The organism is Candidatus Thiothrix sulfatifontis, assembly GCA_022828425.1.
Classification (GTDB): domain Bacteria; phylum Pseudomonadota; class Gammaproteobacteria; order Thiotrichales; family Thiotrichaceae; genus Thiothrix; species Thiothrix sulfatifontis.
Map to the genome: position 1 here is coordinate 3359227 of CP094685.1, position 20987 is coordinate 3380213.

At 49.0% G+C, this 20987-nt stretch carries 23 protein-coding genes; 7 read left to right on the forward strand and 16 right to left on the reverse strand.

The annotated features are described in order from the left end of the window. The first annotated feature begins 22 nt into the window (after positions 1-22). Positions 23-472: a DUF1249 domain-containing protein gene (locus tag L3K52_16790; GenBank protein ID UOG91821.1), complete on the forward strand. Its 450-nt coding sequence runs from the start codon at positions 23-25 to the stop codon at positions 470-472. Positions 473-669: 197 nt separating this feature from the next. Next, on the forward strand, positions 670-1173 hold the full coding sequence (locus L3K52_16795) for a Fe-S cluster assembly transcription factor (GenBank protein ID UOG91822.1): 504 nt from the start codon (positions 670-672) through the stop codon (positions 1171-1173). 79 nt (positions 1174-1252) lie between these two features. On the opposite strand, the gene L3K52_16800 is transcribed toward L3K52_16795, so the two are convergent. The 8 genes from L3K52_16800 to L3K52_16835 form a co-directional block, all read right to left on the reverse strand. Continuing rightward, positions 1253-2005: a metallophosphoesterase gene (locus L3K52_16800; protein UOG91823.1), complete on the reverse strand. Its 753-nt coding sequence runs from the start codon at positions 2003-2005 to the stop codon at positions 1253-1255. A 142-nt stretch (positions 2006-2147) separates the two neighbouring features. Further along, positions 2148-2537 (reverse strand): DUF423 domain-containing protein, encoded by a 390-nt coding sequence (locus L3K52_16805; GenBank protein ID UOG91824.1) that lies wholly within the window; start codon positions 2535-2537, stop codon positions 2148-2150. Positions 2538-2617: 80 nt separating this feature from the next. Further along, on the reverse strand, positions 2618-3349 hold the full coding sequence (locus L3K52_16810; protein ID UOG91825.1) for a class I SAM-dependent methyltransferase: 732 nt from the start codon (positions 3347-3349) through the stop codon (positions 2618-2620). Beyond that, positions 3346-4062: an RNA ligase family protein gene (locus tag L3K52_16815; protein ID UOG91826.1), complete on the reverse strand. Its 717-nt coding sequence runs from the start codon at positions 4060-4062 to the stop codon at positions 3346-3348. The genes L3K52_16810 and L3K52_16815 overlap by 4 nt, the downstream gene beginning before the upstream one ends. After that, the gene (locus L3K52_16820) at positions 4055-4579 is read right to left on the reverse strand and encodes a hypothetical protein (protein UOG91827.1); all 525 of its coding nucleotides are present in this window, start codon (positions 4577-4579) and stop codon (positions 4055-4057) included. The genes L3K52_16815 and L3K52_16820 overlap by 8 nt, the downstream gene beginning before the upstream one ends. Then, positions 4579-6000: a DUF3696 domain-containing protein gene (locus L3K52_16825; GenBank protein UOG91828.1), complete on the reverse strand. Its 1422-nt coding sequence runs from the start codon at positions 5998-6000 to the stop codon at positions 4579-4581. Before L3K52_16825 ends, L3K52_16820 begins: the two co-directional genes overlap by 1 nt. A 15-nt stretch (positions 6001-6015) precedes the next feature. Continuing rightward, positions 6016-6219 (reverse strand): SlyX family protein, encoded by a 204-nt coding sequence (locus tag L3K52_16830; protein ID UOG91829.1) that lies wholly within the window; start codon positions 6217-6219, stop codon positions 6016-6018. A 6-nt stretch (positions 6220-6225) separates the two neighbouring features. Continuing rightward, entirely contained in the window at positions 6226-7446 is a 1221-nt protein-coding gene (locus L3K52_16835) for an argininosuccinate synthase (GenBank protein ID UOG91830.1), read from the reverse strand. A gap of 111 nt (positions 7447-7557) precedes the next feature. On the opposite strand from L3K52_16835, the gene L3K52_16840 reads away from it, so the two are divergent. From L3K52_16840 to L3K52_16850, 3 genes are all read left to right on the forward strand, one after another. Next, complete coding sequence (locus tag L3K52_16840) at positions 7558-8670, forward strand: TRAP transporter substrate-binding protein (protein ID UOG91831.1); 1113 nt, start codon at positions 7558-7560, stop codon at positions 8668-8670. Between the two features lie 80 nt (positions 8671-8750). Next, positions 8751-9287 carry a TRAP transporter small permease subunit gene (locus L3K52_16845; GenBank protein UOG91832.1) on the forward strand — a complete coding sequence of 179 codons (537 nt, stop codon included), beginning with the start codon at positions 8751-8753 and terminating at the stop codon, positions 9285-9287. Further along, positions 9284-10876 (forward strand): TRAP transporter large permease subunit, encoded by a 1593-nt coding sequence (locus L3K52_16850; protein ID UOG91833.1) that lies wholly within the window; start codon positions 9284-9286, stop codon positions 10874-10876. Before L3K52_16845 ends, L3K52_16850 begins: the two co-directional genes overlap by 4 nt. Positions 10877-10886: 10 nt before the next feature. Here the strand turns inward: L3K52_16850 and rraA are convergent, their stop codons facing one another. The 3 genes from rraA to mqo all read right to left on the reverse strand — a co-directional run bounded on the left by rraA (position 10887) and on the right by mqo (position 14518). After that, positions 10887-11375 carry a ribonuclease E activity regulator RraA gene (rraA, locus tag L3K52_16855; protein ID UOG91834.1) on the reverse strand — a complete coding sequence of 163 codons (489 nt, stop codon included), beginning with the start codon at positions 11373-11375 and terminating at the stop codon, positions 10887-10889. Between the two features lie 133 nt (positions 11376-11508). Next, positions 11509-12822, reverse strand: coding sequence for an isocitrate lyase (gene aceA / locus L3K52_16860; GenBank protein UOG91835.1), 1314 nt, complete (start codon positions 12820-12822; stop codon positions 11509-11511). Between the two features lie 193 nt (positions 12823-13015). Further along, complete coding sequence (gene mqo, locus L3K52_16865; GenBank protein ID UOG91836.1) at positions 13016-14518, reverse strand: malate dehydrogenase (quinone); 1503 nt, start codon at positions 14516-14518, stop codon at positions 13016-13018. 362 nt (positions 14519-14880) lie between these two features. On the opposite strand from mqo, the gene L3K52_16870 reads away from it, so the two are divergent. Beyond that, a complete protein-coding gene (locus tag L3K52_16870; GenBank protein ID UOG91837.1) occupies positions 14881-15186 on the forward strand; it encodes a hypothetical protein in 306 nt (101 codons plus the stop codon). A gap of 302 nt (positions 15187-15488) precedes the next feature. Beyond that, complete coding sequence (locus L3K52_16875; GenBank protein ID UOG91838.1) at positions 15489-15794, forward strand: hypothetical protein; 306 nt, start codon at positions 15489-15491, stop codon at positions 15792-15794. 183 nt (positions 15795-15977) lie between these two features. On the opposite strand, the gene L3K52_16880 is transcribed toward L3K52_16875, so the two are convergent. The 5 genes from L3K52_16880 to msbA all read right to left on the reverse strand — a co-directional run bounded on the left by L3K52_16880 (position 15978) and on the right by msbA (position 20987). Next, the gene (locus L3K52_16880; protein ID UOG91839.1) at positions 15978-17246 is read right to left on the reverse strand and encodes an outer membrane protein transport protein; all 1269 of its coding nucleotides are present in this window, start codon (positions 17244-17246) and stop codon (positions 15978-15980) included. A 152-nt stretch (positions 17247-17398) separates the two neighbouring features. Beyond that, positions 17399-18139 carry a 3-deoxy-manno-octulosonate cytidylyltransferase gene (gene kdsB / locus L3K52_16885; protein UOG91840.1) on the reverse strand — a complete coding sequence of 247 codons (741 nt, stop codon included), beginning with the start codon at positions 18137-18139 and terminating at the stop codon, positions 17399-17401. Then, the gene (locus tag L3K52_16890) at positions 18136-18327 is read right to left on the reverse strand and encodes a Trm112 family protein (protein UOG91841.1); all 192 of its coding nucleotides are present in this window, start codon (positions 18325-18327) and stop codon (positions 18136-18138) included. Before L3K52_16890 ends, kdsB begins: the two co-directional genes overlap by 4 nt. Beyond that, complete coding sequence (lpxK, locus tag L3K52_16895; GenBank protein ID UOG91842.1) at positions 18320-19246, reverse strand: tetraacyldisaccharide 4'-kinase; 927 nt, start codon at positions 19244-19246, stop codon at positions 18320-18322. Before lpxK ends, L3K52_16890 begins: the two co-directional genes overlap by 8 nt. Further along, positions 19236-20987 carry a lipid A export permease/ATP-binding protein MsbA gene (gene msbA / locus L3K52_16900; protein UOG91843.1) on the reverse strand — a complete coding sequence of 584 codons (1752 nt, stop codon included), beginning with the start codon at positions 20985-20987 and terminating at the stop codon, positions 19236-19238. The genes lpxK and msbA overlap by 11 nt, the downstream gene beginning before the upstream one ends.

Below are 20987 nucleotides of genomic sequence, written 5' to 3' on the forward strand. Positions count from 1 at the left end.
ATTATGCAGTTATTATGGATTTATGTTAGTCAAAGAACAACCCGCCACCTTCGCGCCACGCCCAAAATCTTTCGCCGCGCTGATGGAAATGTACGAAATAAATTATATCCAGTTGCGTCTACTGTGCGGCGACATACGTATTTTACCGCAAGCAACGGTATCACGGGTGGCAAACGGCATTCCGGTCGCACTCACGATTCTCGATCACACGTCTCACACCAGCACGTTAATGCTGACGTATTTGTTTGACGAAGGCCATAATGCCAAAGACAACCGCCCGGATATGCTGATTCGGGTTTACCACGATTCGCGCCAAGCCGAGGTGGTGAGCCATCGCTGCCGCTTGACTGAAAACCCTGTACAGTATTGGAATAAAGAGTTAGACACGATGCTACTGTGTCGGTGGCGCATGAACAGATTCTTGTACAAGTGGACGAATTACTTGCGCAGGCAGGGGCATTGTTTCACCTAGGGTTAATACTATGAAACAACCCTGTACAGCTTTTGCAATATTTGGTGCGCATACCTATACTAATGCTACTTAACACAGTCTATCTTTTGTATAACTTAAACGTACAAATATTCTTGACTAGTGTGCTAGGTTTATTTAAGATACTGAGTAATTCAGTCGGGATTTAAAACGCAGTTACACTGCTAAGGAGCATCTCCATGAAATTGTCAACAAAAGGTCGGTACGCGGTCACTGCTATGATGGATCTGGCGATTCACGATCATCAAGGCCCTGTCACGCTGGCAGATATTTCACAATGCCAAGGCATTTCTCTGTCTTATCTTGAGCAATTATTCGCAAAATTGCGCAAAGAAGGTTTGGTCGAAGGGGTGCGCGGCCCAGGTGGTGGTTATCGTTTAGGTCGTCCGTCCAGTCAGATCAGCATCGCAGAAATCATTAATGCAGTAGACGAAAACATTGACGTAACCCGTTGCCTTGGCACTAAAGATTGCCACGGCGGTGAGAAATGCTTAACCCATCAATTGTGGGAAGATTTGAGCGGACGTTTGTATGAATTTTTAGATAATCTGACCTTAGCCAGTTTCATCAACCGCCCAGAAATCCGTGAAGTGTCGCGCCGTCAAGACACCATCGCCAGCCGCATTGCGACAATGTTCCCCCCACGTCCGACAATTGGTGCCGCCGTAAGCGCTAATTGCTGAGAGGTTAAGGTGTTGGGTAAAGTAAACGCAAAAAGGGCGGAATATCATCCGCCCTTTTTTGTGCCGGTTCGGTTAATAATCACGCCGGAGCGTGAACATCTTCCTCAGTGCGCACATCCAATTGATGCAACGCCATCACCGGATGAATTTGCAACAAGGTCAATGTGCCTAAAGCTTTGTCATCTAACAACGCAGCACCCGTGTCAATATAATAGAAATTCGCGGTGTGTAATGGCTTGCTGACTGGTGTATGCCCGAACACCACCAAATCAATGCCATCGACCGGCACAGTGCGCCCCATCATCTTGAAATGTTTGTAGCGATTGCGCGACCACAGCGCGTATTCTTCCATATCGGGGTCTGATTCCAACGAACGAATGAACTGATGCCAAGGAATCCCCGTCGGAATATCAGCGTGAACAATGCCAATATGCCCGTTCGCCGTCGATACCTCAAAAGCCAGTGGCAATTGCGCCAATACATTGCGAATGCGCGGTCGAATATGCTCAGGAACACGCTTCCACCAAGCACCGCCGTTGTAGCGAGTCCAGTTTTCCAACACTGCGGCGTTGTATTCTGCATCCAGCAACATGCGTTCATGATTTCCCATGATCGAATGAAACCAACTGTAGTTGAGAAACTCAATCACGCGGTGCGACTCTGCACCACGATCAATCAGATCCCCGACCGAAAACACCCGATCAGCCTCAGGATCAAAATCAATACGCTGCAACAGCCGTTCTAGCGCTGAAAAAGAGCCATGAATATCACCGACGACAAAATCGCGCCCGCGTGAATTTTTACCGAAAAATTTAAAAGGCGTATAACTCATGGTCATATTCCAAGAATAACCTAACTACAGTTAGCCAGTTAGTATAGGGTTTGCTTATCTATTTCGTTGTGACACCCACGCTACCAGCACCCATCCTAAAAAAATCATAACGCAATTGATGGCAATAAGAAATAAATTTATCTTATCTTTTCTCTGAATAGGCACTGTTTTTCGTGGAAAAAGCCAGTAGCGCCCATCCCACAATAAAGCTAAGTCCACCTAGGGGCGTTACCAGCGCAAACGCAGTGATTCCTGTTAAAACATACAGATAGAGACTGCCCGAGAACAACACGATGCCTAATAAAAATGCATAACCGGCAGAATAAACATACTTATTTTTTATCTGTTTATACAAAATACTAATCAACAATAATGCCAAGGAATGGTAAAACTGGTACTCGACACCCGTGTGAAAACGTTGCAACATCTTCGCATCGACTAACTTTTCCAAACCGTGCGCACCAAATGCCCCTAATGCGACTGCGAGCATTCCTGACACACTGGCAATTAACAGAAAATGATCTTTTTTCACAACGACACGACCTTATGAATACACATGAAAAACGTCAATTATACCGCGTCATTCTCAGAATCATGGCATGGGTAGGCATTTTATTCCTGATGGGCGTGTTCTTGCGCAGTTGCTTTGCCTAGATAGACATCATAACGCACGGTTTTACCACTGATGACAAAAGCCGGTTTACAACCGTGTAATTCAGGTGCGTGACGCGGGCGCTTAACGACGACACGCCGCTTAGCGCGTTCCTGAGCCAATGCTAACAATCCATCACTGTCGGGATCGGCTCCCACTACTTCGTGGAAAAAACGCATCTCTTTTTGTACCAAAGCGGACTTTTGCCGATCGGGAAACATCGGGTCGAGATAAATTACATCAGGCCATGCCACTGCCGGAAGTTCTGTTAGCCATACGTGCGCATCTGCCGGATACAAGGTCATGCGCGAAGCAATTTCCAGCGTTTCCTGATCATCACTCGCCAGCGCCCGTTGCAAACCATCGGCAAGCAAGGCGTGAACCACCGGCGAACGTTCCAGCAACGTCACCGTGCAACCCAAGGTCGCCAGCACGAAGGATTCGCGCCCTAAACCAGCGGTTGCATCAACAACGTGCGGGTGTTTGAATTTGTGTAAACCAATCGCTTTGGCAATGTCCTGCCCTTTGCCGCCCCCAAATTTGCGGCGGTGTTGGGCTTTGCCTTCCACAAAATCAACGTACACCGCACCCACTTTGGGGTCGTGGGTATCGTGTAGTTCCAGCCGTGCAGGGGTTTGCACCAATTGATAGCGAGATAATTGCTCTACTTGAAGTGTTTCGCCAGTCATCATGCCTGATTTTTAATAACAACGGTTGTTGTAAAAGGGGGGAGTACTTGGTTCCATTCAATAAGCCGCCCTCTCCAATGTGAATCAATCGTTTGCAGAAAATCTGGGCGTACTAGTTTTGCTCTATCCAATATCCAGTCGGCAGATTCTTTACGGATAATGATTCCTTCCATGACTCCTTGGCGAAACTGACTGGGTTGGGTCATAACAATCTGTTTTAAATCATCTAGGCTAAGACGACCTTGTTGAATACAGGGAATGTGAGATATACCGACAGATTTAGCCAAATGGTTTCGGTGCGACGTAGACCAAAATTGCTGCTGAGTTTTTTCATAAACATCAAAAGCCATAAACCAATCAGGTAAATTTTCATAGGAAAGGGAATGTTTAGCTGCACACCATTCGCCGAATAGAATGTGATGATCTTCCAGATAGTCAAACAATGTATCTAAGTGAATATCAAGCCATTGCCCAAGTTTCAAAAACTGTCCACTATAAGGGGGAAGAAGGTACGATCCACGATTTTGCAGTTGTACTTCACCTGCCTTATTGAAAGAAATTCCCAGATTTGCGCCATCCAGTTTTTCCTCGACAATCACTTCATTTATTAGAAATGCATTAACTTCTTCTTGTGACAGTACTTTATCGCTACGCGGCTCATCTTTGCCTAGCCAAGCGATATGTGGAGTGTGCGGAAAACGGAAAAACTCATCCATTACTGCCGAACTTCTTCTTATGGAAGCGCTCAATATCATCTTTGCAGATAAATTCTACGTTGATACCTTGTCTATTTAAGGCTAGTTTCCAATCAAGCCACTTGCAATCAGCAGCTTGCAGGATTGGAGGTTTTTCAGGATGCGCTGCGGATACTGCAACAAACTTGCGATCTGGTGGATCAAAACTATGCAACTCAGGGTCATCAGGAAAACTCTCAAAACCTCGTTCATGATGTTCTGTAATGGATATTTGAGTGCATCGTGAGGCATTTCCTTTATTGCGTTGTAGCCACTTCACAAATGCATCGCCTAAATTCTTTGGGCTATTTGGCGTGGTTTTATTACTGTATTCCTGAAGAATCCGATAACCGTCATCAATGACAACATGTCCATGCTTTTCAATTAACTGAAGTTTGAGAATGCAATTTTTATGGCATTCTAAGGAAATATCTTGATGTTGACCACTGGCAACTAAGATAACGTTAGTGTCGATAATGATGCAATTCATTATTGCCATTATCCTTTTGCTTGATTTCGTTGACGGCGTTCAATAGCTGCGAGTGCTTGAGCTGCAAGATCACCCATTTCATCACCAAAGAAGTTATCAGGCCAGTTCTCAATTTCACCGTATTCGTTGATACAAAGTTCTTCGATGGTGGCTTTACCCTCTTTATTATCAACAAAATAAATGGCCACCTCTTCAGGTTTTATTTTTTCTTCTGCTATCCTACGTTGCAAACGTGTTAGAAAATGCTCTGAATGACTTTCTATTATCAATTGTACATTACGTGGTATTTTATCTTCATGAATGTGGATTGCTTCGATAAATGCATCTGCAAGACCTGCCTGCACCTGTGGATGTAAGTGTATTTCAGGTTGCTCCATAAGCACTGTTGAATTTCTTGGCGTATAAAATGCTTGCACCAATGCAGGTAAAACTTGAGAAACGCCGAAGCCAACATCAGTAATTTTTACAGTACTTGCGTTAGGACTAGTACGAATGAGAACTTCGTGTTCATTCCTCCCTTCTGCAATTGGATGAATAGAAAATTCCTCTATAAGTCCAATGTCTTTTAGCCATTTTGCAATCAAATGAGGAAATGAAAATGTTTTCTTATCTTTTGCTTCTTGCTTCTCTCTTTTTACATATTTTTGATGCAAATTTCGATTTTTTGCTGCCAATAAAGCCGCAATAACCTTTTCTCCTTTGTTTCCCACATCTTCTGGGGTATCACCTGCCCATTGATAAAAACGTTCTGGATAACCTCTCAGTGGACCAAGATAATATATGTTTTTTAGAGTCGCTTCTGTTTCTAATGCGAAATCACCTAAAAATGATGCATTTTGAAACTTAGACCGTGTTTGTTCAGTTATGTGATAAAACTTTTCAGGCTCATATAATGGCCATACTCGACCTTGAGTTCTTTTAAGTGGGTATTTTTTTGAAGACAATTCAAATTCATTAGTGCTTTTTCTTTTTTTTGAAAAAGTAATATCCAACTCACTTTCTTTATTTTTATCAAGGGTATACGAAAGTGATTTTACAGTTGTATGTTGATTTTTCTTAGCATGTTCAAATTCAACGTTTATTTCAAGTTGGCTTCCCTTAAATTCGGAGTTATGCTGTGTACTTTCTACAATGAGTTCACTTGAAGTATTCCATGCCATTTCAATTCCAATACTTTTCTGAGTATCATGTTGATGTACACATTCCTCATACGTACCCAAGTTAATAAGAGAGTTAGTATCTCCTAATCCTAAATGTAGTGCTTTACGTCTATCTACAGACAGCGCAGTTTGTTTAAGTGCTAAAAGCAAGTGTCCCATGCTGCTTTTCCCCGCACTATTTGCGCCAAAAATGACTGTTAAGGGCGCAAGCCGTATGTCGCCGGTATCTTCCCATGCTTTGAAGTTTTTGATGCGAAGATGTGTCAGCATTTGAATATCTCCTTTTCAATAATGCGGGGGTGGAGTTTCATCCGCCTGGCTACCGACGGCAGACGGGGTGATGGATTTGAGCTTTTCGTTAAGCCGTTCGATTTCCAGCAACGCCGAGGTAATGTCTTTTTGTTGCAGGTAAATCTGACGGCTCAAGGCTTCAAGGGTTTGCTCCTGTTCCATGAACAGGAGTTCCAATTTTTCCAAGCGTGCTTCCATCAGGAATTAACGACCTTTGACCGCAGCAATCCGCATCCGCAGCGCATTCAGCTTGATGAAACCTTCCGCATCTTTCTGGTTGTACGCGCCGCCGTCATCGTCAAACGTGGCAATGCGTGCGTCGAACAAGCTGTCGTCGGATTTACGACCGGCAACCGTTACCGCACCTTTGTACAACTTCATGCGCACCGTGCCGTTCACGAAGGCTTGCGATGCATCGATCATGGTTTGCATCATCTTGCGCTCAGGACTCCACCAGTAACCGTTGTAAACCAGTTCGGCGTACTTCGGCATCAAGCTGTCTTTCAGGTGGGCGACTTCGCGGTCGAGAGTCAGGGATTCAATCGCACGGTGCGCAGGCAACAAAATCGTGCCACCGGGGGTTTCGTAGCAACCGCGTGATTTCATGCCGATATAGCGGTTTTCCACCAAATCCAGACGACCAATACCGTTTGCCCCACCCAGTTTATTCAGGGTTTCAAGGATGGTAGCAGCGGACAAACGCACGCCATCCAAAGCGACGGCATCGCCACCTTCAAAGGTGATTTCGACGTAGGTAGGCTTGTCTGGCGCAGTTTCCGGGGAAACGCTCCAACGCCACATGTCTTCTTCCGCTTCAAACCACGGATCTTCCAAGGGGCCGCCTTCGTAAGAAATGTGCAGCAAATTGGCATCCATTGAATACGGGGATTTTTTGCCAGCCTTTTTGAAATCGACCGGAATATTGTGCTTTTCCGCGTATTGCATCAGGGCTTCGCGGGAATTCATGTCCCATTCGCGCCAGGGGGCAATCACTTTTACGCCCGGTTTCAGCGCATATGCACCGAGTTCAAAACGTACTTGGTCGTTGCCTTTGCCGGTTGCGCCGTGGGAAATCGCATCCGCGCCGGTGTCGTTCGCGATTTCAATCAAACGCTTAGCGATCAATGGGCGGGCGATGGATGTACCCAGCAGGTATTCGCCTTCGTAAATGGTATTGGCGCGGAACATCGGGAACACGTAGTCGCGCACAAATTCTTCGCGAAGGTCTTCGATGTAAATTTCTTCCGGTTTAATGCCCATTGCCAAGGCTTTGGCGCGAGCCGGTTCGACTTCTTCGCCCTGACCGATGTCAGCCGTGAAGGTGACGATTTCGCACCCGTAATTTTCTTGCAGCCACCGCACGATGATGGAGGTATCCAAGCCGCCTGAGTAGGCCAGCACAACTTTATTGACTGACTGAGCCATGTTTGTGTTCCCGTAGATAATCGAAAACGGGGATTATATGCGCTACACTGTTGCCTTGCACTACCAACCATACCAGCACTTGCATCCTGTTAGATGATTAGAGGAGTTATCATGGAACGTCGTTCGTTTTTTAAAAAAGCGGCCAGCAGCGCAGCTATTTTAGCCGCCACGCCAGCCACGTTACTGGCTGCCGACGAAATCGCCAAAACACCGGCTGCTGAGCTGCCCACGGTCAGTTGGCGCTTAACTTCCAGTTTCCCCAAATCACTTGACACTATTTTTGGTGCATCAGACGTACTCGCCGATGCGCTTTCCAAGATCACTGGAGGCAAATTCACCCTCAAAGTGTTTGCAGCGGGCGAAATCGTCCCCGGCTTGCAAGTGCTGGACGCGATTCAAAACGGCACGGTCGAAGCCGGTCACACCGCGTCTTACTATTACTTCGGCAAAAATCCTGCCCTCGCCTTCGATTGCGCCGTCCCCTTCGGTCTGAGTTCACGCCAGCAAACCGCGTGGATGTTGCACGGCAAGGGCATGACGTTGATGCGCGAACTCTTCGCCGAATACAACGTCGTCAATTTCATGGGCGGCAATACCGGCGTACAGATGGGCGGCTGGTTCAACAAAGAAATCAACACCGTCAAAGACTTGGAAGGCTTGAAATTCCGCGTCGGCGGTTTTGCAGGGCGCGTGTTGAGCAAGCTCGGCGTAGTGCCACAGCAATTACCCGGCGGCGAAATTTACCCCGCGCTGGAAAAAGGCACGATTGACGCGGCGGAATGGGTCGGGCCTTACGACGACGAAAAACTCGGTTTCGCCAAAATCGTCAAAAACTACTACACCCCCGGTTGGTGGGAAGCAGGCCCGCAACTCTCCTTCTACGTCAATAAAGAGCAGTGGGAAAAATTGCCACCCGCGTATCAAGCCGCGTGGGAAGCCGCTTGCCAACTCGCCCACAACGATATGCAGGCGAAATACGACGCAAATAACCCGCAAGCCCTCGCCAACTTGTTGCAAGGTGATGTGAAATTGCGCTCGTTTAGCGACGAAATCATGGAAGCCTGCTTCAAAGCTACTGTGGAAACTTACGAAGAAGAATCCAAAGCCAACCCCAAGTTCAAAAAGATCTACGACGACTGGAAAGTATTCCGCAACAACCAAGCGCAATGGTTTAGCGTCGCGGAACAATCCTACGCCAAGTTCGCGTTCGCCAAAAAACTCTAATCAAACCTCCTGCTCCCTCTCCGTTCCCTGAGCGTAGTCGAAGGGTGGGAGAGGGCTGGGGATGGGGGGTATTCTTCACCATGTTACTAAAATTCTCCCACGCCGTTGACGCGATGAACGCCAAGTTCGGGCAACTCGCCAACGTCCTAATCCTGCTCGCCTGCGTCGTCAGTGCGGGCAACGCCCTACTCCGCTACAGCCTCGACATCAGCGACAACTGGCCACTGGAATTGCAGTGGTACTTGTTCGGCGCGGCGGTAATGCTTGGCGCATCCTACACACTCGCGCAAAACGGGCATGTGCGCGTTGACATCATTTACGGCAACGTTTCCGACCGCGCCCGCTTGTGGATCGACATTTTCGGCTTGCTGCTATTTTTGCTCCCCGCCTGCACCCTATTCGCGTGGCTCTCGTGGAAAACACTGTTTTTGCCCTCGTGGGATATTATGGAACACTCCAGCAATTCCGGCGGCTTACCGCGCTACCCCATCAAATTCATGCTCCCACTAGGCTTCGGTTTGCTAGTCCTGCAAGGCTTGTCGGAACTGGTGAAACGCTTCGCCGCGCTCAAAGGCGAGATCCAGCTTGATACCCACTATGAGAGGCCAGAACAATGATTACATTGGAAATGATGCCCCTGCTGATGTTTGCGGGGTTGGTATTGTTCATGCTGGTCGGCTTCCCTGTCGCGTTTTCCTTGATGGCGGTCGGGCTGTTTTTTGGCTTTATTTCGATTGAAATGGGCTTTTTCACCCTGTCTTTTTTGCAAGCGATTCCGCAGCGGATTTTTGGCAGTGTCATTGCCAACGAATTGTTGCTGGCGATACCGTTTTTCACCTTTATGGGCGCGGTGCTGGAACGTAGCCGCCTTGCCGAAGATATGCTCGATTCAATGGGGCAATTATTTGGGCGGGTACGCGGCGGCTTGGGTTATTCGGTGATTCTGGTGAGTTTTGTGCTGGGGGCAATTACTGGCACGGTCGCGGCGCAAGTGATTGCGATGGCGATGATTTCACTCCCGGTGATGATGCGCTATGGCTACAATATGCGCTACACCACGGGCGTATTGGCGGCTTCGGGAACGATTGCGCAGATTGTACCGCCGTCGTTGGTGCTGATTATTCTGGCTGACCAGTTGAAAACGCCGACCGCAAGTGCCGACGTAGGCAGCATGTATCTGGGCGCATGGATTCCAGCAGCCATGCAAATCGGCTTGTTCATGCTCTACACGTTTTTTCTGACGCGCATCAAACCCGAATGGCTACCCGGCATTCCTGAAAATGAGATTACACTGAAAGGTTCAGCTCTGTGGAAGAAAGCCTTACGCGGCATTATTCCGACCGCTGTGCTGATTTTCTTGGTGTTAGGTACGATCATGCTGGGCATTGCCACGCCGACCGAATCCGGTGCAATGGGCGCGATGGGTGCGGTCTTTCTGGCCTACCTGCGACGTAAACAATTGGGCGGCACGGCAGAATGGTGGAGCTTAATCAAGCAAGCCTACAAAAATACCGCACGTATCACGTCAATGGTCATCTTCATCCTGATCGGCGCGACAACGTTTTCAGTGGTGTTCCAGGGCGTAGATGGCGGGCATTGGGTGGAAAGCCTGTTCTCGGATTTACCCGGTGGCTGGGTCAGTTTCATGCTGATCGTCAACCTATTCATTTTCTTTCTCGCGTTCTTCCTAGACTTTTTCGAGATTGTGTTCATTCTCGTGCCGTTGCTTGCACCTGTTGCTCAGAAGATTCTCACCCCCGTATTGCTGGCAAGTTTTGGCGGCAATGAACAAGCCGCAGCAACCGGCGCGTTGATCTGGTTCGGGATTACCTTGAGCGTGAATATTCAAACCTCGTTCATGCACCCGCCATTTGGGTTTGCGCTGTTCTATTTGCGCGGGGTTGCGCCGAAAGAGGTGAAAAGCAGCGATATTTACTGGGGCGCATTGCCGTGGGTGGGGCTGCAAATGATCATGACGTTGATCGTGATGTTCTCACCGGGATTGGTGACAACCTTGCTGGATAAGGGTCACGCACCCGCGCCAAAGGGTCAGGAAATCAACTTCCAGATGGAAAGCAGCAGCAAACCGGCGGCAAGTTCAGGCAGTAATGAATTACAATTTAATCTGGATGGGCAAGCTCCGGCAAAACCACCAGAGCCAGCCAAGAAGGACAGTAACGAACTGGATTTCCAATTGGATAAGTAGTTTATTCCACCTATTCGCCGAGCAAAGGGACGGGAGACACGATCATCCCGTCCTCATCCGAATACAGGTATTGACCCGGTGTGAACGTCACATCATGGAAACGCACCACTTCGTTACGCAAACCGACACCACGCTTGACGCTTTTCAGCGGCAAAGTGCCGAGGGCTTTTACACCAATGTCCATCTGCCCAATGTCCACGGAATCGCGGATCAAACCGAAAACCACGATACCGTTCCAGCCATTTTTCACCGCTTTTTCAGCGAGCATATCACCCAGCAGTGCGCAACGGGTAGAACCGCCGCCGTCAATCACCAGCACTTTGCCCTTGCCATCTTCGGCAACCAGTTCCCGTACCAATGAATTGTCTTCGTAAATCTTGATGGTGACGATTTCGCCAGAGAATTTGCTGCGACCACCGTAGTTGTTGAAACCCGGCTGTACCACTTGCAGTGGCTTGTCTTCGTTGTCGTCCAGCAGGTCGGCTGTTTTGAATGTCATGGGAGAGTCTCTTAAGATGGGAAATCCCTCACCCCCCAGCCCCCTCTCCCAGAGGTAGAGGGGAAGCAAGAGGGAGAGATTATCTTAAGCCCCTCTACCTTTGGGAGAGGGGTTGGGGTGAGGGTCTTTCAGATTAATGGAATTGCTCTTCTTCAGTAGAGCCAGTCAACGCTGTTACGGATGAAGAACCACCTTGGATGACGGTAGTAACGTCATCGAAGTAGCCAACGCCCACTTCTTGCTGGTGAGAAACGAAAGTGTAACCTTTGTCACGTGCCGCAAATTCAGGTTCTTGAACCATGTTGACGTAGTGCTTCATGCCTTCGCCGCGTGCGTAAGCGTGTGCAAACTGGAAGCTGTTGTACCAGTTGACGTGGATACCCGCCAAGGTGATGAACTGGTATTTGTAACCCATTGCTGCCAAATCTTCTTGGAAAGAAGCGATTTGCGTGTCAGACAGGTTTTTCTTCCAGTTGAACGACGGTGAGCAGTTGTAAGACAGCAACTGACCGGGGCAAGCGGCTTGTACTGCTTGTGCGAATTCACGCGCAAAGCCAAGGTCAGGCTTGCCAGTTTCACACCACACCATGTCAGCGTAAGGCGCGTAAGCCACGCCACGGCTGATGGACTGTTCCAAACCGTTCTTAACGCGGTAGAAACCTTCAGCAGTGCGCTCGCCCGTCAGGAACGGCTTGTCGTTAGCGTCATGGTCAGACGTGATCAAGTTAGCCGCTTCTGCGTCAGTACGCGCCAAGATAACGGTAGGAACGCCCATTACGTCAGCCGCGAAACGTGCAGAAACCAGCTTCTCAACCGCTTCGGAGGTTGGCACTAATACTTTGCCGCCCATGTGACCGCATTTCTTAACAGCAGCCAATTGGTCTTCAAAGTGAACGCCAGCCGCGCCTGCGGTGATCATGTTCTTCATCAGTTCAAATGCGTTCAAAACGCCGCCGAAACCGGCTTCTGCGTCAGCAACGATAGGCAGGAAGTAGTCGATACCGCCTTCGTCAGTTGGGCTGATACCACGACCCCATTGGATTTCGTCCGCACGCTTGAAGGTATTGTTGATACGACGCACCATGGTTGGTACGGAATCGTATGCGTACAGCGATTGGTCAGGGTACATGGTTTCTGAGGTGTTGCCGTCAGCCGCAACTTGCCAGCCGGACAGGTAAACTGCTTCCAGACCTGCTTTGGCTTGTTGCATCGCTTGACCCGCACTGATCGCACCGAAAGCATTCACGTAGCCTTTTTTCGCGCCGCCGTTCACCAGATCCCACAGCTTGGCAGCACCACGCTTTGCCAGCGTGTGATCAACTTGCAAAGAACCGCGCAAGCGTACTACGTCAGCCGCACTGTAAGTGCGCTTAACGCTTGCCCAACGTGGGTTTTCTGCCCAGTCTTTTTCCAGAGCTGCAATCTGTGCTTCACGAGTCATAGTCATGTAGTGTTCCTTAGAATCAATAAAAGTAAACGAAACTGGTAAAATGTCGGCAATCTACCAGCGGCTCCTTAGAGGGCAAATCTTGTTGTTTTATGCAATGTCGGACAACTATTGGAAATAGTCGGTTCGCAGATAGTAATAAACCTACAATGTGTCGACAATAAAATTAATTCAATCCTTACCATTGCTGGAATCAATGCTTGACATCTGTCTTAGTTAATCCAAGTGTCGACAATGTGAATGCACGCACTTCTTGGAGCAAAGCGGTGTTATTCACCAACGACTCGCCATAAGAGGGAATCATCGCCTTCAGCTTGGTTTTCCACTCGGCAGACGCCATTTCAGTGGCAAAACATTTCTCCAACACTTGCAACATTGCCGTCACCGTGACCGACGCACCGGGAGACGCACCCAGCAACCCCGCCAGTGAACCATCGGCGGCAGTGATAACTTCGGTACCGAACTCCAACTTGCCGCCTTTCACCGGGTCTTTTTTAATGATTTGCACCCGTTGCCCGGCACTCGCCAATGTCCAGTCTTCATCACGCGCTTCGGGATAATATTCGCGCAAAGCGTCCATGCGTGAATCATGATTCTGCATCACTTCCGACACCAAGTAGCGAATCAGGTCAAAACTGCTCAAACCCACCTTTGCCATTGGCAATAAATTGTTCGGCTTGATCGACTCGACCAAATCCAATACCGAACCTTCTTTGAGGAATTTGGTGGTGAAACCGGCAAACGGCCCAAACAACAACGCTTTTTCGCCATCAATAATGCGCGTATCCAAATGCGGCACTGACATTGGCGGCGCACCAATCGACGCTTTGCCATAAACCTTGGCAAAATGTTGACTCACAATTTCCGGTTTTTTACAGACTAACCATTGACCACTAACGGGGAAACCGCCGTAGCCCTTGCCCTCTTCAATGCCGGATTTTTGCAACAATGGCAAAGCACCACCGCCAGCGCCTAAAAACACAAAATCTGCCGTCAGGGTCAGCGTGTCTAAAATGCTATCGGTTTCTTGGGTCACAATGCGCCATTTGCCATCGGCTTGTTTGCGCAGGCTTTTCACCTCGTGCTTGACAAGAACATCAACGTTATCAAAGTTCTGCAAATAGCCGATCATGCTGCGCGTCAACGAGCCGAAATTCACATCCGAACCGTGCAGCACCCGTGTTCCGGCGACGCGCTGGTTGGGATCGCGCCCATTCATCACCAGTGGCATCCAAACTTTCAAGACAGCCGGATCTTCGCTGTATTCCATGCTCGCAAACATCGGGTGTTGGCGCAGCAACTCAAAGCGCTTGCGCAAAAACGCAACATTTTTTTCACCCCACACAAAGCTCAAGTGCGGGGTCGGATTAATGAAGGATGGCGGCTCTGGCAAGGCTTCTTGCTGCACCAAATACGACCAAAATTGCAGGGTGCGCTCAAATGACTCATTGATTGCAAACGCTTTGCTGGCATCTACCGAGCCATCGGCCTGTTCCGGGGTGTAATTCAATTCGCAGTAGGCTGCGTGACCCGTACCGGCATTATTCCAGCCGCTGGTGCTTTCCATCGCCACATCATCCAGACGCTCAATGATGCTGATTGTCAACAATGGGTTTAGCTGTTTCAGCAACACGCCCAAGGTAGCACTCATTGTGCCTGCGCCTACCAGCACCACGTTTACATTCTTCGCAACCATATTCACCTTCAAAGAGCTAAAGATAAGAAAACACCGATAATAAAATGGGAAGGGCAATCATTTCTAGCAGTGCCTAACCTATTTTTGAGAAGATTGTCGACAATCTTACCATAAGCAACCGACAAAGTGAGGAGTGATGCGGCATTGCAGCATTTTACCCAACTGAAACATTTTGCATCATTGAACACCGCATCATAAAATTTAATTATTAAATAAGTTAATCTGTTATCAATAAACCAAAGAAATACACAATAAAAAAGCTTTTGATCAAAAAAAGAAAAAGTGTGTTCGCTATCACAGTCTGAACGTGGTTTTTTGCCTATTCTGCACCCATAGGAAACGACACGACGGGAGCTAACACGATGTTTAAAGTCTATATTAACGGGAGTTTTGACTCCGCACACGAGACACTCAGCAATGCTTGTCGCTATGCACGGACGCAAGCTATTCTCGATCAGCAAGCCTACGTCACGGTGTTTGCAGAAGGTAAAAGCACCAAACCGGGGCTGGATACTGAAAAAGCCATGATGAAGGGTGTACCTGCTTACATTATCACGCCTCACGCACGTGCTATCACTGAGCACCGTGAAGAGCAGCGTAGCGCTGGAATTGGTAATTTAGTTGCCGCCGCCGCACGCCATTCAATGGGAATCTCCAAGGGTTTTTAAACACAACTCAATAAAAAATAGGGCTAAACGAACAGTAGGTTGTTCGTTAAACAGTCTTTGTGTTTTCAGCAGATGGGGCTACCTGCTGAATACACGAAGCATCTTCGAGCGGGGCATGTCCCCGCTTTTTCTTTGGGTGCGATTACACTGCAAAACGCCAAAACTCATAAATAAAAATCTAAATATACAAAAAATATTTGATCATTGTTTTTTCTATTGTGTGTTTACTGTCACATATCGAGGCACGCAATTCCCCTATTCTTCTCGCATAGCAATAGGAATGGCAGACAGGAGTTTTCAACATGTTCAAGGTTTTTCTTGACGGCACGTATCATTCAACACACAAGACTTTCGCAGAAGCCTGTCGCAACGCACGCATTCAAGCGGAGCGCTACCAAAACGCTTACTTTACAGTGTTTGAAGCAGGCGATGACATTGATCGGGCGTTTCATGCCAGCAGCGACACCTTGTGTGGCGTGCCAGACTACATTATTTCGCCAAGTGATGGCATTTCACACGGAGCGGTTTCATTGACAACCGCAGAATCTCTGTTGCGGGTACGTTTGCCGTCGCATACGTTTGGGATGTACGAACACCCACTGATATAAGTTTACCGAATGCATTTATAGGGCTAAAAAAACCTTGAGATAATGGCCTACCTATTTAAAGGGCTGGTAGGTAGGCCATCGTGAATAATCCGGTTTGGGCTTTCTGGGTTATTCGTCTCAAGGCATAAAAAGAAAAGCGGGGCTTAGCCCCGCTTTTCAACTCCTCCTACCGATTCTTTTCTATTAGAACTCTACGCTGTAAGCAATCCCTACGGCATCCTGATCCATCGTCAAGTCATAGGCATCCATCGGGATAGGGCCTGCGGGTGGCAGCACTGCCGTGCCTTCCACTGTGTTTTCAAACGCGTGAATGTATGAACCCACGATTTTGGATTTTGGTGTCAGCTTTTTCTCAAAACCCAAAGACAAGTGGTCTTCCACAACAGCCGGTGCCAAAACATTAATAGTGGTTACACCGCCAGCTAATGGGCTTTCCGCGCGGTTGTAACCCGCCATTAATGCCAAACCGTCATTTATTTGCTGTTTCACCCCGATTTTGTACACGGTTTGGTCTTCCCAGCCAAATCCAGGGCCATTCTCAGCACCAAATGGCAGCGGTGTAGACGGTGAGTTACCAATAGCGTCGACACCGGAATATTCAATCTGTTGCACGTCTGCTGCGATCAATGTCTGCGGTGTGGCTTGAAACGCGATACCGGCAGTGGTAGCGGCAGGCACATCAAATTCGCCGCCATTCGGGAATAAACCGCTGTATTCATCCAGTTTGCCCATGCTCACTTTAGAACGGTACGCAAGCCCAGCCGACAACTTGTCAGACAATTTACCTTGAACGCCCACTGTCGCGCCAATGCCTGTGGATTTAGAACCGCCGTTGTCCGTTAATTTCGTTGGGTCACTGCTAAAACCAGTGAACGCACCCAAGCCTTCCGCTTCAAAACGCTGACCGACCAAGTTGACGGATGCACCGACAGCAACATTTTCATTCACTTTATAGCTAGCGGTTGGTGCAATGAATACTTGTTTCAGGTCGATACTGGTAGAAGTTCCCGGCAAACCGCCAAACGAACCTGCACCAAACGGTACACCGTTATCGTAAGCGGTATTCATGCCGCCGTTACCGTAGGCAACCACACCGACTGACAAACCGCCCTTCATGTCGCGCTTGTAACCCGCTTCCGGGATCAGGAACATTTCATCGCCATTACCGTCAGCCTCTACAGCCGTGCCGGTAGGTGAAAAAGGTGCTTTCAGGGAAACAGTACGGTTTGGTTTAAAAACTTCCAAACCCACATCGTAACCGTCCGGTGCAAACGATGCTGCCGCCGGGTTAGCCGCCATGCTCATCGGGCTGACAGCGAAACCAGCCGCAGCGCCACCCATTGCTTTGTGGGTTTGACCCAAGCCAGTCGGTGCAAGACCGTTGGTGGCGAACGCTGACGGTGTGCCAAGTGCGAATAGCACCGCTGCTGCAAGGGTAGTTTTTCTCAACATAAATAATCACTCCTCCACTGTATTTTTGCGATTTCTCAACATTTGTTGCGAAATAGTGACTGAGGCGTATTAAGTTGTCAAATGCTTATTATTAAGCAAAACAATAGCTTATTATAATATAATAATATACAACCTTACATTATGATTATTTATTAATCACACAAGAGTGTTGCGACGCGCTGCGCATCCTCTTCCGTATCGACCCCTGCTCCGGGAATTTCCGCAGCAATATCAACGTGGATACGATAGCCATGCGCCAATGCACGCAACTGTTCTAGCTTTTCCAATTGCTCGGTTTGCGCGGGCGGCATCCCTGCAAACGCTTTCAAGAAGCCCGCACGGTACGCATACATTCCAATATGCCGTAACGCATAATCTTGCAATAAAATCCCTTCATCCCGCTGAAATGGAATGGGCGCACGGCTGAAATACAAGGCCATGCCCCGCACATCCCGCACGACTTTGACGATATTAGGGTTAAGAAAATCAACCTCTGTGAGAATCGGTGTCGCCAAAGTTGCAATGCTCGCTTGCGGGTATTGCGCCAAATTACGCGCCAATTGATGCAAATTTTCTACAGGTGTAAGTGGCTCATCCCCCTGCAAATTCACCACGATGGTGTCATCTGCCCAGCCTTGTTGTTGCACCACTTCGGCAAGGCGGTCACTGCCAGTTTCGTGCGTGCTGGCAGTCATGGCAACTTGTGCCCCAAACGCGCTGCACACGCGCCGGATACGTTCATCATCCGTCGCCACCAACACCGTAGCAAAACCGGCTGCCATTGCCCGCTCGTGGACATGCTGAATCAAAGGCTTGCCTGCCAGTTCGCGTAAGGGTTTGCCCGGCAAGCGTGACGAAGCATACCGCGCCGGAATCACCAACACTGTATTCATTCGTGCAAGGCTTCCACTTCTTCTTGGGTCAACGCGCGGGCTTCTTCTTCCAACATCACCGGAATGCCATCCCGAATCGGGTAAGCCAACCGCGCCGATTTCGACACCAGCTCTTGTTTAGCCTTGTCATAAATAAGCGGCCCTTTAGTGACGGGGCAAGCCAAAATTTCCAGCAATTTCTTATCCATGTTTGAATCCTTGTAAACGGGTGAGCAAAGCGTGGGCAAGCGTCGCATCCAGCACTGCCTCAATCGGCAGATACCAAGCGTTTTGCCCAGCGAATTGACGGCATTTTACCGCATCTTTTTCCGTCATGATGATGGGATGTGTGTCGTCAAAGCACAATTCTGTGCCAGTAAAGGCGTGATGATCGGGGTAAAGGTGTGGAATGACCTGCAAACCCGCCTGTTCCAGCGACTGGAGGAAGCGCTGCGGATTGCCGATGCCGGTAACAACATGCACGGTTTTGCCTGCCAATGTCATTAACGATTGCGTTTCATCTGTTGCCAAATTCACCAAAGTATCGCCGCGTATTTGCATGGTATCGCCATTGACGATCACAAAATCGCAAGATTGCAAACGCGAGATAGGTTCGCGCAATGGGCCTGCGGGCAGGCAAAAACCGTTCCCAAAACGCCGTTGCCCGTCCACCACACAGATTTCCACATCACGCCCCATACGATAGTGTTGCAAACCATCATCAGCAATCACCATGTCGCAAGTGTGTTGTTGCAGCAAAGTAGCAATCGCTTGGTTGCGGTCGCTGCCAATCGCGATAGGAACTTGAGTGCGTTGCTTAATCAGCGTCGGTTCATCACCAATATCACCCGCTTGACGTTGATACCCCCGACTCACCACCCCCGGCTTAAATCCTGCCTCGCGCAGCCGTTCCACCAACCAAATCACCAACGGCGTTTTCCCCGTGCCACCCACCGAAATATTGCCAACGACGATGACAGGCACGGGATGTTTCACTTGCTGGCGTTTATGCTGCCAACGCCGCCACGCCGCTAAAACACAAAACAGTCCCGTCAATGGCAACAGCAGGTACTTACCCAGCCGATCATTGCCATACCAAACGTTTAGCAGCCAGCGCTCAAGTGTCATCGTGAAATTGCAGCGCGTGCAAGCGTGCATACTGCCCATTCAGCGCCAGCAATTCGCCATGCTTGCCGGATTCGATGATCGCCCCGTCTTGCATCACCAAAATGCGATCCGCATTCTCAATCGTCGACAAACGGTGCGCAATCATGAATGTGGTACGGTTACTGAGCAAATTATCCAACGCCGCTTGGATATGGCGCTCGGATTCAGTATCCAACGCCGACGTTGCCTCATCCAAAATCAACACCGGCGCATTCGAGAGAATCGCCCGCGCAATCGACAAGCGTTGGCGTTGCCCACCGGATAACATCACCCCATTGTCGCCAATCAGCGTATCAAAACCCTGCGGCAACTTTTCGATGAATTCCAACGCAAAAGCGGCTTCAGCGGCGGCACGAATTTGCGCATCATCCATGCCACGCATATCGCCGTAAGCAATATTATTCCGCACACTATCGTTAAACAGCACCACGTCCTGCCCAACATACGCAATATGACTGCGCAAGTTGTACAAACTCAACTCGGCTACGCGCACCCCATCGAGCAAGATTTCGCCCTGTTGCACATCGTAAAAACGCGGCAATAAGTTCACCAGCGTGGTTTTGCCACTGCCTGACTTGCCCACCAAGGCAATTTTTTCACCGGGGTTGACGCGCAAATCAATGTCACGCAACACCCACTTATCGGTGTTCGGGTAACGGAATGAAACGTTATGAAACAGCACTTCGCCCCGGCATTGAGTCAGCGCTTGCTTGCCAGTATCGGCTTCGGTGGGGCTATCCAACAACTCAAAAATGCCCTCACCCGCCGCAATCGCGGTCTGCAATTGCGCATTCAACTGCGTCAAATTGCGGATAGGGGTGAGCATCAGAATCATCGCCATAATGAAGGAGATAAACGTACCCGGCGACAAGGTTTCCAGCGTCGATTCACGGGTCGCCATGAAGACAATCGCGGCGAGTGCCACTGCCACCATGAATTGCACCAAGGGCGTACTGAGCAATTCCGTCACCATGCGTTTCATGTGCAGGTCAATGTTCTGCTCATTGGCAGCCCCGAAGCGGCGTTCTTCATACGGTTCGCCGTTGAAAATTCGCACAACCTTGTAACCACGGATCATTTCATTAGCAATTTGGGTCACATCCCCCACCGAATCCTGCACTTTATGGCTCAAACGGCGCAAACGGCGCGTGGCGTACACCACAATCAGCGCAATCACCGGCACAATCACCAAGATACCCAAGGTTAATTGCCAGCTATACACCAACATTAAGCCCAACAAGCCGAGAATAGTGACCGAATCTTGCACCAGGGTCGTCATGCCGCGAATACTGGCATTCGCCACCTGATCAATGTAATAACTGACGTAAGCCAATAATTTGCCCGCTTGGGTATTCTCAAAAAAGCTGACCGGCATCCGCAATAACTGGTTAAACACCTGATTGCGCAAAGTTTTAGTGACTTGCCGCCCGATCATGCCGATGTAATACCCCGACAAAAACATCGCCGCACCACGCAACAAAAACAGCCCCAGAATCCCCACTGGCAACCACATAATGGTATCGGGGTCACGTTGCATAATTGCCTTGTCCAGCAAAGGTTGCAGCCCCCACGCAAAAAATGGCTGCGTCATCGCGCTGATCACCAAGCCCACCGTTGCCAGCGCCAAGTAATGCCAGTAGCCCAACGAATAGCCAATCAGCCGTCGATAAACCTGCCAGCCCGTCGTGCGTGGTGTTGTCAT

Coding starts and splice junctions, on each gene's coding strand:
- L3K52_16790 (UOG91821.1), top strand. CDS start 23: ATGTTAGTCAAAGAACAACCCGCCACCTTCGCGCCACGCCCAAAATCT.
- L3K52_16795 (UOG91822.1), top strand. CDS start 670: ATGAAATTGTCAACAAAAGGTCGGTACGCGGTCACTGCTATGATGGAT.
- L3K52_16800 (UOG91823.1), bottom strand. CDS start 2,005: ATGAGTTATACGCCTTTTAAATTTTTCGGTAAAAATTCACGCGGGCGC.
- L3K52_16810 (UOG91825.1), bottom strand. CDS start 3,349: ATGATGACTGGCGAAACACTTCAAGTAGAGCAATTATCTCGCTATCAA.
- L3K52_16815 (UOG91826.1), bottom strand. CDS start 4,062: ATGGATGAGTTTTTCCGTTTTCCGCACACTCCACATATCGCTTGGCTA.
- L3K52_16820 (UOG91827.1), bottom strand. CDS start 4,579: ATGGCAATAATGAATTGCATCATTATCGACACTAACGTTATCTTAGTT.
- L3K52_16825 (UOG91828.1), bottom strand. CDS start 6,000: ATGCTGACACATCTTCGCATCAAAAACTTCAAAGCATGGGAAGATACC.
- L3K52_16830 (UOG91829.1), bottom strand. CDS start 6,219: ATGGAAGCACGCTTGGAAAAATTGGAACTCCTGTTCATGGAACAGGAG.
- L3K52_16835 (UOG91830.1), bottom strand. CDS start 7,446: ATGGCTCAGTCAGTCAATAAAGTTGTGCTGGCCTACTCAGGCGGCTTG.
- L3K52_16840 (UOG91831.1), top strand. CDS start 7,558: ATGGAACGTCGTTCGTTTTTTAAAAAAGCGGCCAGCAGCGCAGCTATT.
- L3K52_16845 (UOG91832.1), top strand. CDS start 8,751: ATGTTACTAAAATTCTCCCACGCCGTTGACGCGATGAACGCCAAGTTC.
- L3K52_16850 (UOG91833.1), top strand. CDS start 9,284: ATGATTACATTGGAAATGATGCCCCTGCTGATGTTTGCGGGGTTGGTA.
- rraA (UOG91834.1), bottom strand. CDS start 11,375: ATGACATTCAAAACAGCCGACCTGCTGGACGACAACGAAGACAAGCCA.
- aceA (UOG91835.1), bottom strand. CDS start 12,822: ATGACTATGACTCGTGAAGCACAGATTGCAGCTCTGGAAAAAGACTGG.
- mqo (UOG91836.1), bottom strand. CDS start 14,518: ATGGTTGCGAAGAATGTAAACGTGGTGCTGGTAGGCGCAGGCACAATG.
- L3K52_16870 (UOG91837.1), top strand. CDS start 14,881: ATGTTTAAAGTCTATATTAACGGGAGTTTTGACTCCGCACACGAGACA.
- L3K52_16875 (UOG91838.1), top strand. CDS start 15,489: ATGTTCAAGGTTTTTCTTGACGGCACGTATCATTCAACACACAAGACT.
- L3K52_16880 (UOG91839.1), bottom strand. CDS start 17,246: ATGTTGAGAAAAACTACCCTTGCAGCAGCGGTGCTATTCGCACTTGGC.
- kdsB (UOG91840.1), bottom strand. CDS start 18,139: ATGAATACAGTGTTGGTGATTCCGGCGCGGTATGCTTCGTCACGCTTG.
- L3K52_16890 (UOG91841.1), bottom strand. CDS start 18,327: ATGGATAAGAAATTGCTGGAAATTTTGGCTTGCCCCGTCACTAAAGGG.
- lpxK (UOG91842.1), bottom strand. CDS start 19,246: ATGACACTTGAGCGCTGGCTGCTAAACGTTTGGTATGGCAATGATCGG.
- msbA (UOG91843.1), bottom strand. CDS start 20,987: ATGACAACACCACGCACGACGGGCTGGCAGGTTTATCGACGGCTGATT.